At 60.9% G+C, this 13,575-nt stretch carries 14 protein-coding genes; 7 read left to right on the forward strand and 7 right to left on the reverse strand.

Going from position 1 to position 13,575, the window contains the following annotated elements:
* The first annotated feature begins 5 nt into the window (after positions 1–5).
* The gene (gene serA, locus K3759_RS16465) at positions 6–1,601 is read left to right on the forward strand and encodes a phosphoglycerate dehydrogenase (protein WP_259983433.1); all 1,596 of its coding nucleotides are present in this window, start codon (positions 6–8) and stop codon (positions 1,599–1,601) included.
* 50 nt (positions 1,602–1,651) lie between these two features.
* On the opposite strand, the gene K3759_RS16470 is transcribed toward serA, so the two are convergent.
* Positions 1,652–2,026 carry a hypothetical protein gene (locus tag K3759_RS16470; RefSeq protein WP_259983435.1) on the reverse strand — a complete coding sequence of 125 codons (375 nt, stop codon included), beginning with the start codon at positions 2,024–2,026 and terminating at the stop codon, positions 1,652–1,654.
* A gap of 13 nt (positions 2,027–2,039) precedes the next feature.
* Positions 2,040–2,489: a cupin domain-containing protein gene (locus tag K3759_RS16475; RefSeq protein WP_259983436.1), complete on the reverse strand. Its 450-nt coding sequence runs from the start codon at positions 2,487–2,489 to the stop codon at positions 2,040–2,042.
* A gap of 91 nt (positions 2,490–2,580) precedes the next feature.
* Here K3759_RS16475 and K3759_RS16480 point away from each other — a divergent pair, with 91 nt between their 5' ends.
* Positions 2,581–3,534 carry a LysR family transcriptional regulator gene (locus K3759_RS16480; RefSeq protein WP_259983438.1) on the forward strand — a complete coding sequence of 318 codons (954 nt, stop codon included), beginning with the start codon at positions 2,581–2,583 and terminating at the stop codon, positions 3,532–3,534.
* Positions 3,535–3,594: 60 nt separating this feature from the next.
* Entirely contained in the window at positions 3,595–4,323 is a 729-nt protein-coding gene (locus tag K3759_RS16485; RefSeq protein ID WP_409202495.1) for a metallophosphoesterase family protein, read from the forward strand.
* A gap of 5 nt (positions 4,324–4,328) precedes the next feature.
* Here K3759_RS16485 and tdh read toward each other — a convergent pair whose 3' ends face one another.
* The 3 genes from tdh to K3759_RS16500 all read right to left on the reverse strand — a co-directional run bounded on the left by tdh (position 4,329) and on the right by K3759_RS16500 (position 7,213).
* On the reverse strand, positions 4,329–5,369 hold the full coding sequence (gene tdh, locus K3759_RS16490) for an L-threonine 3-dehydrogenase (protein WP_259983440.1): 1,041 nt from the start codon (positions 5,367–5,369) through the stop codon (positions 4,329–4,331).
* A complete protein-coding gene (locus tag K3759_RS16495; RefSeq protein ID WP_259983442.1) occupies positions 5,366–6,553 on the reverse strand; it encodes a glycine C-acetyltransferase in 1,188 nt (395 codons plus the stop codon). Before K3759_RS16495 ends, tdh begins: the two co-directional genes overlap by 4 nt.
* A 93-nt stretch (positions 6,554–6,646) precedes the next feature.
* Positions 6,647–7,213, reverse strand: a complete 567-nt coding sequence (locus tag K3759_RS16500) for a helix-turn-helix domain-containing protein (protein ID WP_259985677.1) — start codon at positions 7,211–7,213, stop codon at positions 6,647–6,649.
* 115 nt (positions 7,214–7,328) lie between these two features.
* Between K3759_RS16500 and K3759_RS16505 the strand changes: the two genes are divergently transcribed.
* A complete protein-coding gene (locus K3759_RS16505; RefSeq protein WP_259983444.1) occupies positions 7,329–8,510 on the forward strand; it encodes an acetyl-CoA C-acyltransferase family protein in 1,182 nt (393 codons plus the stop codon).
* A gap of 29 nt (positions 8,511–8,539) precedes the next feature.
* On the opposite strand, the gene ubiB is transcribed toward K3759_RS16505, so the two are convergent.
* Both ubiB and ubiE read right to left on the reverse strand, forming a co-directional pair.
* A complete protein-coding gene (ubiB, locus tag K3759_RS16510) occupies positions 8,540–10,072 on the reverse strand; it encodes a 2-polyprenylphenol 6-hydroxylase (RefSeq protein WP_259983446.1) in 1,533 nt (510 codons plus the stop codon).
* On the reverse strand, positions 10,072–10,824 hold the full coding sequence (gene ubiE, locus K3759_RS16515; protein WP_259983448.1) for a bifunctional demethylmenaquinone methyltransferase/2-methoxy-6-polyprenyl-1,4-benzoquinol methylase UbiE: 753 nt from the start codon (positions 10,822–10,824) through the stop codon (positions 10,072–10,074). Before ubiE ends, ubiB begins: the two co-directional genes overlap by 1 nt.
* A gap of 100 nt (positions 10,825–10,924) precedes the next feature.
* Here ubiE and mutM point away from each other — a divergent pair, with 100 nt between their 5' ends.
* The 3 genes from mutM (at position 10,925) to rpsT (ending at position 13,055) form a co-directional block, all read left to right on the forward strand.
* The gene (mutM, locus tag K3759_RS16520) at positions 10,925–11,776 is read left to right on the forward strand and encodes a bifunctional DNA-formamidopyrimidine glycosylase/DNA-(apurinic or apyrimidinic site) lyase (protein WP_259983450.1); all 852 of its coding nucleotides are present in this window, start codon (positions 10,925–10,927) and stop codon (positions 11,774–11,776) included.
* 64 nt (positions 11,777–11,840) lie between these two features.
* On the forward strand, positions 11,841–12,617 hold the full coding sequence (locus K3759_RS16525) for an enoyl-CoA hydratase (RefSeq protein WP_259946672.1): 777 nt from the start codon (positions 11,841–11,843) through the stop codon (positions 12,615–12,617).
* A 174-nt stretch (positions 12,618–12,791) separates the two neighbouring features.
* Complete coding sequence (gene rpsT / locus K3759_RS16530; protein ID WP_259983451.1) at positions 12,792–13,055, forward strand: 30S ribosomal protein S20; 264 nt, start codon at positions 12,792–12,794, stop codon at positions 13,053–13,055.
* Positions 13,056–13,575 lie beyond the last annotated feature (520 nt).

The raw sequence follows: 13,575 nt of genomic DNA on the forward strand, positions 1-13,575 counted from the left end.
CAAACATGGCTCCCAAAGTACTCATCTCCGACAGCCTGTCGGAAGCCGCCGTTCAAATCTTCCGTGACCGTGGCATCGATGTCGATTTCCAGCCCCAACTGGGCAAGGACAAAGACAAACTGGCCGAGATCATCGGCAACTATGACGGTCTCGCGATCCGCTCCGCCACCAAAGTGACCGAGAAAATCCTCGCCGCTGCGCCGAACCTCAAGGTCATTGGCCGCGCGGGCATCGGCACCGACAACATCGACAAGGATGCCGCCTCGAAACAGGGTGTGATCGTGATGAACACGCCCTTCGGCAACATGATTACCACTGCCGAACATGCCATCGCGATGATGTTCGCCGTGGCGCGCCAGATCCCCGAAGCGTCGGCCTCGACCCACGCGGGCAAATGGGAAAAGTCCAAGTTCATGGGCGTTGAGCTGACTGGCAAGACCTTGGGTGTGATCGGCGCGGGCAACATCGGTGGCATCGTTTGCGACCGGGCGCGTGGGCTGAAGATGAAGGTCGTGGCCTATGACCCCTTCTTGGGCGAAGAAAAAGCCGAGGAGATGGGCGTTGAGAAGGTCGAGCTTGATGATCTGCTTAAGCGTGCCGATTTCATCACGCTGCACGTGCCATTCACCGACCAGACAGCGAACATTTTGGGGCGCGAAAACCTTGCCAAAACCAAGCCCGGCGTGCGCATCATCAACTGTGCCCGCGGCGGTCTGGTAGACGAGGAAGCGCTGGCCGAGCTGCTGAAATCGGGCCATGTCGCCGGTGCGGCCTTCGACGTCTTCGCCGAGGAACCAGCCACGGAGAACCCTCTCTTCGGCCTGCCAAACGTGGTCTGTACACCCCACCTTGGTGCCGCGACCACCGAAGCGCAGGAAAACGTGGCCCTGCAAGTCGCCGAGCAGATGTCGGATTACCTGCTGACCGGGGCCGTGACCAACGCGCTGAACATGCCTTCGGTCACCGCTGAAGAAGCCAAGGTCATGGGCCCATGGGTCAAGCTGGCGGGCCATCTCGGGGCCTTCATCGGCCAGATGACGGACGAGCCGATCAAGGCGATTAACATCCTCTACGACGGCTCGGTCGCCAAAATGAACCTCAAGGCGCTGAACTGCGGCGTCGTGGCAGGCATCATGAAGCGTGCCAACCCGGATGTGAACATGGTTTCCGCCCCTGTGGTCGCCCGCGAAAAGGGCATCCAGATCAGCACCACGAACCAAGACAAATCCGGCGTGTTCGACGGCTATGTCAAAGTGACGGTTGTGACGGAGAAACGCGAGCGCTCCATCGCCGGCACCGTCTTCTCGGACGGCAAGCCGCGCTTTATTCAGATCAAAGGCATCACCATCGACGCCGAGATCGGTGAACACATGCTCTACACCACCAATGAAGACGTGCCGGGCATCATCGGCACGCTGGGTCAGACCATGGGCGAGAACGGCGTTAACATCGCCAACTTCACCTTGGGTCGGAGCGCCGCAAAGGGCGAGGCGATTGCCCTGCTCTATGTCGACGATCAGGTGCCCGAGCCCGTGATCGGCAAACTGCGTGACACTGGCATGTTCCGGCAGATCAAGCCGCTGCAGTTCGACGTGGCTTGAGCCTTACCCCTGATGAACCGAAAGCGCCCCCGACCGGGGGCGTTTTTACGTTAGGGCGTGGTCAAGCGGCTGCGCCACAGGACGACAAGAAAGACCAGCGCCGAGAGCAGCGTCACCAGTGATCCGACCTTGGCCAAAGTCTCTCCGCTGCCGCTTACCGCCATAGCGATGCCCGGCACGATTAAGACCAACCCTAACAACGCTAAACCAAAATGCACCCACGCCAGTCGGCTGGCCGAGGCGGTTGGCACGAGATGGTAATAGAAGCCATAGATCGCAAAAGTGACCCAACCCAGCAGGTTGAGATGGGCATGGGCGGGCGACAGACCATGATCCCCGGTCGCCGCCATCTGGATACCCCAAGCCATGCCGATCAGCACCGCTACCGTGCCACAGAGAAGAAAGGCAAATGATAAACCACGCATTCTGCGCCCCCTCTCACATCGCCGCCAAGGGCGGGCCGGTAAAGCTTAGATGATATTGCGCCGCGCGTTTGGTAATTTCTTCCATATCCTCCGGGATCGCCAATTGGTCGCGGCCCATCTCGACAAAGAACCCCTCAAATCCGCCCGGCGTCAGGATCACCAGATGGCGTGAAGGGGCATCCCCTACCACGCGGAAGGTATGATGCTGTCCCCGGGGAACGAAGATCGTCTCGCCTGCCTGCAGGGACTTACGCTGACCGTCCAGCACAAACTCCGCCTCGCCGCTGAGCATCACGAATGTCTCATCCGCATCGTGATGCACGTGCAGGGGCGGTCCGCTATCGGGCGGCGCTTCGGAACGGACGATCGACATGGCCCCGCCACTCGCCTCTTTGGACAGGATTATTTCATACCGCGTGCCAAGCCATTCGACCGGCTCCAACTCCTTTGCATCGCGTGTCATAGTACTTCCTCCCTATGCCCATCATGCTGTCAGGGTCTCATGCCGCGTTTAATTGTGGAAACTCATAGATCTTATTACTAATATCCATGGCATGAATTTATCCGGCTTCGACCTCAATCTGTTGCGGGTGCTGGACGCGCTGTTGCGTGAGAATTCGACCGTCGCAGCGGGTCGGCGCATCGGACTGTCTCAACCAGCAGTCTCTGCCGCGCTCGGGCGCCTTCGGGTGGCGCTGGCCGATCCGCTCTTTGTGCGGGTGGGGCAAAGGCTGGAGCCTACGCAATTCGCGCAAAGCCTGTCCGACCCCCTACGCCGCGCCTTAGATGAGGTGGAGGTCCTGCTTTCCGGCCCGCCCCAATTTGATCCAGCCTCTGCCGTTGACAGATTTGTGTTGTCGGGAAGCGATTTCTTTGCCGAGATGTTGATGCCACCACTTGGTGACCACCTTGCAAAGCTCGCGCCCGGTATCCTTCTGCAACTGGTCGATCTGATGCCCGACAACTACATCGGTCCACTTAAGAGCCATGAGGTTGACCTTGCCCTGATCCCGCAGCTGGACTGCCCCGGCTGGGTCGACTGGCAGCCGCTGTTTAACTCTAGCTTTGCCGTCATCGCACGTCGCGCCCATCCGCAGTTAGATGCGGCCGGGCTTGCCCCCGGTGCCGCCATTCCGCTCGATCTGCTGTGCACCCTTGGACATATCCTTTTCTCACCCGAAGGGCAGACTGCGGCCATGGGGGATGCCGCGCTGGCGCGGGTTAAGCGGAAACGTCGGGTCGTGATGACGCTGCCGGTTTTCTACGGTGTGTTCAGCGCGGTTGCGGGCAGTGATCATGTTGCCTTGGTGCCGCAGCAGATGGCGCATCGCATGGCGGGCAAGCTGAACATTGACGTCTATGCCACGCCCTTCCCCATGCCGACGCCCCTGATCGGCATGTATTGGCACAAGCGCGCCACCAACGCCCCCGCGCACCGCTGGCTACGTGAGCAGATTGCCACGCTGATGCTGCCGCTGAACAAAGGCGAGGCCGCGCTACCCCGCTGAGCCTTCCCTTCCCCGCCCCTTTGCGGCATCACGTGGGGGCGCAGAAGGACAGGAATGATTATGCCCAGCCCCATCTATGCCATCGGAGACATCCACGGCTACGCCGCCGAGCTTGAGCGCGTGCTAACCTTGATCGAAGAAGATGGCGGGCCAGACGCGCGCATCGTTTTTCTAGGCGATTACACTGATCGCGGTCCTGATAGCAAAGCGGTTATTGAGCGATTGGCTACCGGCAAGGCTGAGGGCCGCAACTGGACCTTCCTCATGGGCAATCATGACCGCATGTTCAGCTGGTTCATGGAGGATTTCCCGCGCCACGATCCGCTCTTGCTTGTTGAACTCAATTGGCTGAACCCGCGTTTGGGCGGGGACACGACGCTCGGCTCCTACGGTGTCTCGGTCAGCGGGCGTGACCGGCTGTCTGATGTCCATGCCAAGGCGCGCGAAGCGGTGCCGCAGGGACATGTGGATTTTCTAAGAACCCTCGCGCTGAGCCATCAAACGCCCGATCTTTTCTTTGCCCATGCAGGCATCCGCCCCGAAGTACCGCTGGACGAACAGCGCGAGAATGACCTGCTGTGGATCCGCAAAGAGTTTCACAATTTCACCGCCCCACATCCCAAGCTGATCGTGCACGGCCATACCCCGGTAGACAGCGCCACGCATTACGGCAACCGGGTGAACCTCGACACCGGGGCAGGCTATGGCAAACCGCTTTGCGCGGCGGTGTTTGAGGGTGACGATGTTTGGGTGCTGACACAACAGGGGCGCAATAGCCTGCGCCCCTGATAGGTTCACGTCCAGTCGAGGACTACTTTCCCCGACTGGCCGGACTTCATCGCGGCAAAGCCCTTCTCGAAATCATCCACGCCGAAGCGATGGGTGATGATCTGCGAGACGTCGAGACCGTTTTCCAGCATGGCGATCATCTTGTACCACGTCTCGAAGATCTCGCGGCCATAGACGCCCTTGATGGTGATGGCTTTGAAGACGATGCGGCTCCAGTCCACCGGCGACTTACCCGGTGGGATGCCCAGCATGGCGATACGCCCGCCCATGGTCATGGCCTCGACCATCTGATCGAGCGCCTGTTGGTTGCCGGACATTTCCAAACCGACGTCAAAGCCCTGCTTCATTTTCAATCGGGGAATCACGTCCGCCAAATCCTCTTCGGCGACGTTCACTGTCACCACATCGGCGACCTTATCCGCCAGCGCCAGCCGTGCGGGGTTCACATCCGTAATTACCACATGCCGCGCGCCCACATGCCGCGCGACAGCGGCGGCCATGATGCCAATGGGGCCCGCGCCTGTGATCAACACATCCTCGCCCACCAGATCGAAACTCAGCGCCGTATGCACCGCGTTGCCCAAGGGATCGAGGATCGCGCCGATGTCGTCCGAAATCTCGTCTGGCAGCGGAACAACGTTGAAGGCAGGCAGCTTGAGGTACTGCGCAAAAGCCCCCTGCTCGTTCACTCCAATACCCCGCGTCGCGGGATCGAGGTGGAACTTGCCCGCCCGGCTCTGGCGCGACTGCTTGCCGATCAGATGCCCCTCGCCCGAGCAGCGCTGGCCGATCTCCAGTCCTTCGACGTTGCGGCCCAATTCCACGATCTCGCCCGCGAACTCATGGCCGGTGATCAGCCCCACCGGCACGGTCCCGGCGGCCCAGTCATCCCAGTTCCAGATGTGAATATCGGTGCCGCAGATGCCGGTTTTGTTGATCTTAATCAGCACGTCATCCGGGCCGATTTCCGGCACCGGGGCGTGGGTCATCCACAGCCCCTCGCGGGCATGAAGCTTGGCCAGTGCCTTCATTTCATTCGTGGTCATTCGATCACCCCACAGGCTTTGCCCGCCACTTCAAAGGCTTTCAGCGCCCGGTCCAGCTGCTCGCGCGTTAAGGCTGCGTTCATCTGGGTGCGGATGCGCGCCTGTCCGCGTGGCACCACCGGGAAGAAGAAGCCGGAGACATAGACCCCCTCTTCAAACAGTTTCGCCGCCATATCTTGCGCCAGTTGCGCCTCGCCCAGCATGACCGGAACAATCGGATGTTCTCCCGGCAGCAGATCAAAGCCGAGCCTTTCCAGCCCCGCACGCCAGTAAGCGGTATTCTCAAACAACTGCGCCCGCAGATCGTCGCCTTGCTCCACCAGTTCCAGCGCCCGCATCCCTGCCATGACAATCGATGAGGGCAGCGAGTTGGAAAACAGATAGGGCCGCGCGCGCTGGCGCAGCAGGTCGATCACCGCCTGCGGCCCGGCGATATAGCCGCCAATCGCCCCGCCGAGCGCCTTGCCCAGCGTTCCGGTCACGATGTCGACCTTGACCCCGTGATGCGCCGGGGTGCCTTCGCCCTTCGGCCCCATAAAGCCGGTGGAGTGGCAGTCGTCCACCATCACCAGTGCCTCATATTTCTCGGCCAGCGCCACAATCTCGGGCAGGTTGGCGAGGTAGCCGTCCATGGAGAAAACGCCGTCCGTGGCGATCATAATGAAACGCGCACCGTCTTCGCGGGCCTGTTTCAGCTTGGCCTCCAAATCTGCCATGTCGCTGTTGGCATAGCGGTAGCGCTTGGCCTTACACAGGCGTATGCCGTCAATGATCGACGCATGGTTCAGCGCGTCAGAGATTACCGCATCCTCTGGCCCTAATAGCGGCTCGAACAGCCCGCCGTTGGCGTCGAAACAGGCGGCGAAGAGGATCGAATCGTCGTGCCCAAGGAAGCTCGCCAGCTTCTGCTCCAGCTCGCGGTGAATGTCCTGCGTGCCGCAGATGAAGCGGACCGAGGCCATGCCGAAACCTTTATCATCCATCGCCTGTTTCGCCGTGGCGATCAATTCGGGGTGGTCAGCCAGTCCAAGATAGTTGTTGGCGCAAAGGTTGATGACCTCGAGGGTGCCAACCTCAATTTCCCCGCCCTGCGGCGTGGTAATCAGACGCTCGCGCTTCATCATGCCCTCGGCGTCAATCTCGGCCAGGGTGTCGGTGATGTGGTCCAGAAATGCTTTGGTCATGAGACTCTCCTTTTGAGGCTCATCTACCATAGCGGAAGCTATTCCGGAATAGAGGATTTCTTGAATAGCGGATTTTTTCCGATATACCGGATATCAGGCGTCCTGCACGACCAAGAAGGCCCGTACCGGTCCCGCCGTGGCGCGGATGGCGTGGGGTACATCGGCAGCATAACGGGCGGTGTCTCCGGCCTGCAATTGCTCGGTCCCCGCGCCGCTTGTGACCTCGACAGCACCTTCAAAGACGCTCAGATGCTCACGGGCACCACGGGTATGCGGGGCGCTGTCCAACATGCCGCCCTCGGCGATGAGCAGCTCATACACCTCATGATGCCCGGCTTCTTCGGGCGGAGATAGGATGCGGATGCGACAGCCGGAGCCAAGATTGTTGATCGTCGGCACCGCAGCACTGCGCAGCACTTCGATCTGCGCTTCGGTTGGCGCGCCATCTAAAAGCCCCGCGAAATCCACCTGCAAGGCCCGGGTCAGGTTCCACAGCGTGGCGATGGTCGGGCTCGATTCCCCGCGCTCAATCTGGCTCACCATAGAGCGTGACACGCCCGATAGCTTGGCCACGGCATCAAGCGACAGCCCCTGCCCCTGCCGCGCTTCTTTCAGGCGGGCGGGCAGTTGCGTCAGGATCTTGTCATTATTTTCCGTCATGGCGGATATGTCGCGCGGCGCACTGCCCCTGTCAAGCGGCGCTTTGACGGGACGTTTCGCCTGACAATGGGTCATCTCCGCCTCATAGTGCCGCCAACGGATAGAGGAGAGCTTCATGTCAAACGATATCGTCATCTTGGGCGGCGCCCGCACCGCCATTGGTACTTTCGGCGGCAGCCTGGCCGCGACCCCGCCAACCACCCTGGGCAGCATCGTGGCCCGCGCCGCGATGGAGCGGGCGGGCGTTGACCCGGCGCAGATCGGCCATGTGGTTTTCGGCAATGTCATCAACACCGAGCCGCGCGACATGTACCTCAGCCGCGTCGCCGCGCGGGAGGCGGGTGTGCCTGATGAAGTGCCTGCGATGAACGTGAACCGCCTATGCGGTTCCGGCGTACAGGCGCTGGTCTCGGCCACCCAAAGCCTCATGCTCGGCGACGCGGATTTCGCCCTTGCCGGGGGTGCCGAGAGCATGTCCCGCGCGCCCTATATCCTGCCCGACGCCCGCTGGGGCCAGAAGATGGGCGATGCGCGTAGCCTAGATATGCTGCTTGGCACGCTCAACTGCCCCTTTGGCACCGGCCACATGGGGGTCACGGCAGAGAATGTGGCGGATGAGCATAGCATCACGCGCGAGCAGATGGATGATTTCGCCCTGCAAAGCCAAGAGCGTGCAGCAGCGGCCATCGCGGCGGGGCATTTCACGGATCAGATCGTGCCGTTCGACGTAAAGGTCAAGCGGGACATGGTGCCGTTCGACACCGACGAACACCCCAAGGCGACCACCGCCGAAGCGCTGGCCGGGCTGCGTCCGGTGTTCCAGAAAGATGGACGTGTCACCGCCGGTAATGCCAGCGGCATCAATGACGGTGCGGGAGCACTGGTGCTGGCCCGCGCCGAAGCGGCTGAGGCCGCTGGGTTGAAACCCCGTGCGCGCATTATAGGCTACGCCCATGCTGGTGTGCGGCCTGAGGTGATGGGCATCGGGCCGATCCCTGCCGTGCAGAACCTTCTGAAACGCACCGGGCTGAAAGCCAGCGACTTCGACGTGATCGAAAGCAACGAAGCCTTTGCCAGCCAAGCGCTGGCGGTGAGCAAAGAGCTGGGCTTTGATCCTGCGAAGGTGAACCCCAACGGTGGGGCGATTGCGCTTGGCCATCCGGTCGGCGCGACGGGGGCGATCATCACCGTAAAGGCGCTTTATGAGCTGGAGCGGATCGGCGGCAAGCGCGCGTTGATCACCATGTGCATCGGTGGCGGTCAGGGCATCGCGATGGCAATCGAACGCATCACTTAAACCAAGGCGGGGCCCCATGGCCCCCTACCCTATAGAAGCGCGTCAATCAGCGCGATGGTGGTGGCCCCGGCCATGCCGGACATCACCGCAGTCGCCGCGATATAGCGCCAGAAACGGGGGCGGCGCTGCGGCTGCTCTTCAGCTTGACGGTTCAGCGCCTGTTCGACCAGCCCCGGCAGGCGCGGGCCAAAGCGGGCCATGACCATCGCCGTATCGCGCAGGTCCGAGAGCATGGCGCGGGGACCGAGCGATTTGGTGATATAGTCGGTCACAATCGGGCTGGCGACTTCCCAGATGTTGATATGCGGGTTGAGCGAGCGGGCGACCCCTTCGACCACGACCATGGTGCGTTGCAGCAAGATCAGCTCGGTCCGGGTTTCCATGCCGAAACGCTCGGTCACCTCAAAAAGGTAGGTCAGCAACCGGGCCATGGAGATGCGGGTGGCGTCCATGCCAAAGATCGGCTCGCCTACCGCACGCAGGGCGCGGGCGAATTCATCGACGTCCTTGTCGGCGGGCACATATCCCGCCTCGAAATGCACCTTCGCCACACGCAGATAATCGCGCCGGATGAAGCCATAGAGAATTTCTGCATAAACCCGGCGGGTGTAGCTGTCGATATGGCCCATGATGCCGAAGTCATAAGCGATGATATCGCCATTGGCCGCAACCTTGAGGTTGCCTTGGTGCATGTCCGCGTGGAAATAACCGTCGCGCAGGGCGTGTTGCAAGAAGAGTTGCAGCACCCGCTCTGAGAGCGCCACACGGTCATGCCCAGCAGCGTCGATTGCAGCGTTATCGCCCAGCGGCACGCCATCGGCCCAGCCCAGCGTCATCACCCGACGGCCCGAATAGTTCCATTTGATCTCGGGCAGTTGGAAACCGGTATCTTCTTTGGTGTTGGCCGCAAATTCAGAGGCGGCCGAGCTTTCCAGCCGCAGGTCCAGTTCCCCGCGCACCACACCGTCGAAATGCTCAATCACCTCCGTTGGGCGCAAACGGCGCGAACCGGGCGAGAAGATTTCAGCCATGCGGGCAGCGAGGTAGAAGGCGTCGATGTCCTTGCGGAAGGCTTTTTCAATGCCGGGGCGCAGGACTTTGACAGCGACTTCTTCGCCCGTTTCGGCCAGCCGCGCGTGATGCACCTGCGCGATGGAGGCGGCTGCGACGGGTTCGCTGAACTCTGAGAATATCGTGCTGACCGGCTGGCCAAGCTCCTGCTCCACCGAGCGGCGGGCCAGCGCGGTGTCAAAGGGCGGCAGCTTGTCTTGCAAGACACGCAGTTGCACGGCCAGTTCATCGCCCACCACGTCGGGCCGGGTGGACAGCACCTGTCCGAACTTAATGTAGGCGGGGCCAAGTGCCGTCAGCGCGCGTGTCGCGGGCGGCATGGTCGGGTCACCTTTGTAGCCCAGCCATTTGAACGGCAGGCCAAGCGTACGGGCCACGAAACGCAGCGGCGCGGGCGCGTCGAAGGCATCAAGCACCACATTCATCGCACCAGTGCGTTCGAGCGTCGCCCCGGTGCGGATCAACCGCCAAATATTGTGAGGTCCGCGCATCAGATTTTCCAGCCGGAGTGCAGCGCCGCGATGCCCATTGTCAGGTTGCGGTACTTGGCCTGACCAAAGCCCGCCGCCCGCACCATCGACAGGAAGGTCTCCTGATCGGGGAAGTTACGGATCGATTCGACCAGATACTGATAGCTATCGCGGTCACCTGCGATAGCTTGGCCCATGCGCGGGATCACATTGAAGCTGTAGAGATCATAGGCTTTCTGCATCGCCGGGTTGGGCAATTGGCTGAATTCCAGCACCATCAGGCGCCCGCCGGGGCGCAACACGCGGTAAGCCTCGTTCAGCGCTTCTTGGGGGCGGGTCACGTTACGAATGCCAAAGCTGATCGTGTAGACGTCGAATGTATTGTCAGGGAACGGCAGCGCCATAGCGTCGCCCACAACCCAGTCGAGACTGCCGCTCAGGCTGTCGGCCTCGGCGCGTTTGCGGCCTTCGACGAGCATCGGCTCGGTCAAGTCAAGCACCGTCGCATGACCGTGGCCCGCGCGGCCCAGAAATTTGAAAGACACATCGCCCGTGCCCCCTGCCACATCGAGCAACTTCTGACCGGGACGCGGGGCGAGCCAATCCATCATCGCTTCTTTCCAGACGCGGTGGATCCCCATGCTCATCACATCGTTCATGATGTCATATTTGCTGGCGACGGAGTTGAACACACCCTGCACGCGACCTGCTTTTTCATGCTCGGGCACGGTCTCGAACCCGAAATGGGTGGTTTTGTCGGCGTCCTGGGTCATCTGCTCTTGCGATCCTCTGGTTCAGTCCCTTGTTATAGGGTGCCGTAGGCTGGGGACAATGCGTGCCTTTTGTCACAGGCAAGCCAGAGGGGAAACCGAGATGCCGGAACTGCCAGAGGTCGAAACCGTCCGCCGGGGGCTGGCCCCCGCGATGGAGGGCCAAGTGATCGCCCGCGCCGAGGTCAATCGCCCCGACCTGCGCTGGCCCTTCCCCGAGCGGATGGCCGACCGGCTGACCGGGCAGCGCGTCGGCCTGCTGCGGCGGCGGTCGAAATACATCCTCGCCGATCTGGCGAGCGGGGAATCGCTGCTGGTGCATCTGGGCATGTCCGGGCGGATGCTGGTCTCGGGCGACCCACTGGGGCAATTTCAGCACAACCACCCCGCGCCCGAGAAACATGACCATGTCGTGTTGCATATGGGTAACGGTGCGCGGATCACCTTTAACGACCCGCGCCGCTTTGGGGCGATGGACCTGCTGAACACCGCGAGCGCTGAGGCGCATAAGCTGCTTGCCTCGCTCGGGCCGGAGCCTCTGGGCAACGACTTTCACGAAGCGCATCTGGTGACCGCACTGAAGGGACGCAACATGCCGATCAAATCGGCGCTGCTGGATCAACGAATCGTGGCCGGTTTGGGAAATATCTATGTCTGCGAAGCGCTTTACCGGGCGGGCATTCATCCGGCGCGCAAGGCCAGGCAGATCTCTGCAAGCCGCATTGCCGGGCTGGTGCCGATCATCCGTGGGGTGCTGGCCGCTGCGATCACAGCGGGGGGATCGTCGCTGAAAGACTTCCGCCAAGCCCACGGCGAATTGGGCTACTTCCAACATAGCTTTGATGTCTATGGCCGGGAGGGCGAACCCTGTCGCAGACCGGGCTGTGATGGCACCATTGGCCGCATTGTTCAGAGCGGGCGGTCTTCCTTCTATTGCCCGCGTTGCCAAAGATAACTTGAAACATGGTTGCCGCGTGGTATGCACATTCCCCTGAGCGCAACAACAAAGAGCATTCTTGATGGCTTACGAAACGATCACCGTGGACGTGGACAACCATGTGGCCCTGATCACCCTCAACCGCCCGGATGCGCTTAATGCGCTCAACGACGCGTTGCTGGGTGAGTTGGCCAAAGCGCTGAAGGGCGCGCAGGAAAACGACAAGGTGCGCTGCATCGTCATTACCGGCTCGGAAAAGGCATTCGCTGCCGGGGCCGACATCGCAATGATGCGCGAGAAAAGCTTTGTCGACGTCTTCATGGGCGATCTCTTCACCCCCGAAACCGATCAGATTCTGCGCATCCGCAAGCCGATCATCGCGGCGGTGTCGGGCTATGCCTTGGGCGGTGGCTGCGAATTGGCGATGATGTGCGATTTTATCATCTGCTCGGAAAGCGCCAAGTTCGGCCAGCCCGAGATTAACCTTGGTGTTGTGGCAGGCATCGGCGGCACCCAGCGTCTGACGCGTTTGGTGGGCAAGTCCAAGGCGATGGACATGAACCTGACAGGTCGCTTCATGGACGCCGAAGAAGCAGAACGTTCGGGCCTCGTCTCCCGCGTTGTGCCGGTGAAAAAGTTGATGGAAGAAGCCATGGCCGCCGCAGGCAAGATCGCCGAGAAATCCATGATCTCTGCCACCGTGGTCAAGGAATGCGTGAACCGCGCCTATGAGGTGCCGCTGAGCGAAGGCCTTCTGTTTGAACGCCGCATGTTCCATTCGCTGTTCAACACCGAAGACCAGAAAGAGGGCATGTCGGCCTTTCTTGAAAAGCGCGAAGCGCAGTTCCGCGACAAGTAAGCGATTCCAGTGGCGCGGCTTGCATTGCCGCGCCTGCTGTCTTATAGGCAGCCCCAATACATGCGCGTGCAGCCCGCTCTGGCTAGAATCACCTGCCCTTTTGGGGCCCGGATTTCCGGTAGGGTTGGCGTCACGCATTGCAACGCAACGAAATGAACCCGAAGGCTGATACTCATGGCAAATACAACACAATCCGCAAAGCGCGCACGTCAGAACGAGAAGCGTTTTGCGATCAACAAAGCCCGTCGTTCGCGCATCCGCACCTACCTGCGCAAGGTCGAAGAGGCGATTGCGTCTGGCGATAAAGAAGCGGCAACAGCCGCTCTGAAAGCTGCCCAGCCCGAACTGATGCGCGGCGTCACCAAAGGCGTTTTCCACAAGAATACCGCATCGCGCAAAATGTCGCGCCTTGCTGCACGGGTCAAAGTACTGGGTTAAGCTGGCACCACAGCCAACCTACTGAAAGACAAGAGGCGCCGCATTGCGGCGCCTTTTTTCGTGCAAGTGCAGCGGGAAAACCACGGCGGAGATTCTTTTTAGACAATACATGAGTCAAGATGGAAGATATGTTGAAGCGGACCTGAAACACTTGCTACCAAAGGTCCAGCGATTCATTTCGCTTGGGGGGACAGGCCCTGAACGCGGCGTCAGCCAACTGGCAGAATGCCAACTTCGGGGGGGTGCAAGTGACCGGTAAGAAACGGTTTCGCGCACCGTCGTGAATGCTGCTGCCAGCACGTTTACCCTGTCGATGAGAACACGAACGGTTCGTTCAGCGCTTCTTGCGCCGGTTTACGGTGCAGCGGGCTAATGGGCAGGCCATTCTTTAAAAGTCCGAAGGACACAGGTCGGTCATCCGCGTGGGACCGGGTGGATGACCTGTTGCCGGGTGAAACGAAAATATGGGCCGGGATCCACTCGGCCTTTGTGCGATAAGCAAAGCGGGACGTTAGGCACG

Origin of the sequence: Sulfitobacter sp. W027 (assembly GCF_025143985.1) — a bacterium.
In the GTDB taxonomy this organism is placed as follows: domain Bacteria; phylum Pseudomonadota; class Alphaproteobacteria; order Rhodobacterales; family Rhodobacteraceae; genus Sulfitobacter.

Coding starts and splice junctions, on each gene's coding strand:
- K3759_RS16475 (WP_259983436.1), bottom strand. CDS start 2,489: ATGACACGCGATGCAAAGGAGTTGGAGCCGGTCGAATGGCTTGGCACG.
- rpsT (WP_259983451.1), top strand. CDS start 12,792: ATGGCAAATACAACACAATCCGCAAAGCGCGCACGTCAGAACGAGAAG.
- mutM (WP_259983450.1), top strand. CDS start 10,925: ATGCCGGAACTGCCAGAGGTCGAAACCGTCCGCCGGGGGCTGGCCCCC.
- K3759_RS16480 (WP_259983438.1), top strand. CDS start 2,581: ATGAATTTATCCGGCTTCGACCTCAATCTGTTGCGGGTGCTGGACGCG.
- K3759_RS16495 (WP_259983442.1), bottom strand. CDS start 6,553: ATGACCAAAGCATTTCTGGACCACATCACCGACACCCTGGCCGAGATT.
- K3759_RS16505 (WP_259983444.1), top strand. CDS start 7,329: ATGTCAAACGATATCGTCATCTTGGGCGGCGCCCGCACCGCCATTGGT.
- ubiB (WP_259983446.1), bottom strand. CDS start 10,072: ATGCGCGGACCTCACAATATTTGGCGGTTGATCCGCACCGGGGCGACG.
- K3759_RS16470 (WP_259983435.1), bottom strand. CDS start 2,026: ATGCGTGGTTTATCATTTGCCTTTCTTCTCTGTGGCACGGTAGCGGTG.
- serA (WP_259983433.1), top strand. CDS start 6: ATGGCTCCCAAAGTACTCATCTCCGACAGCCTGTCGGAAGCCGCCGTT.
- K3759_RS16500 (WP_259985677.1), bottom strand. CDS start 7,213: ATGACGGAAAATAATGACAAGATCCTGACGCAACTGCCCGCCCGCCTG.
- ubiE (WP_259983448.1), bottom strand. CDS start 10,824: ATGACCCAGGACGCCGACAAAACCACCCATTTCGGGTTCGAGACCGTG.
- tdh (WP_259983440.1), bottom strand. CDS start 5,369: ATGACCACGAATGAAATGAAGGCACTGGCCAAGCTTCATGCCCGCGAG.
- K3759_RS16485 (WP_409202495.1), top strand. CDS start 3,595: ATGCCCAGCCCCATCTATGCCATCGGAGACATCCACGGCTACGCCGCC.
- K3759_RS16525 (WP_259946672.1), top strand. CDS start 11,841: ATGGCTTACGAAACGATCACCGTGGACGTGGACAACCATGTGGCCCTG.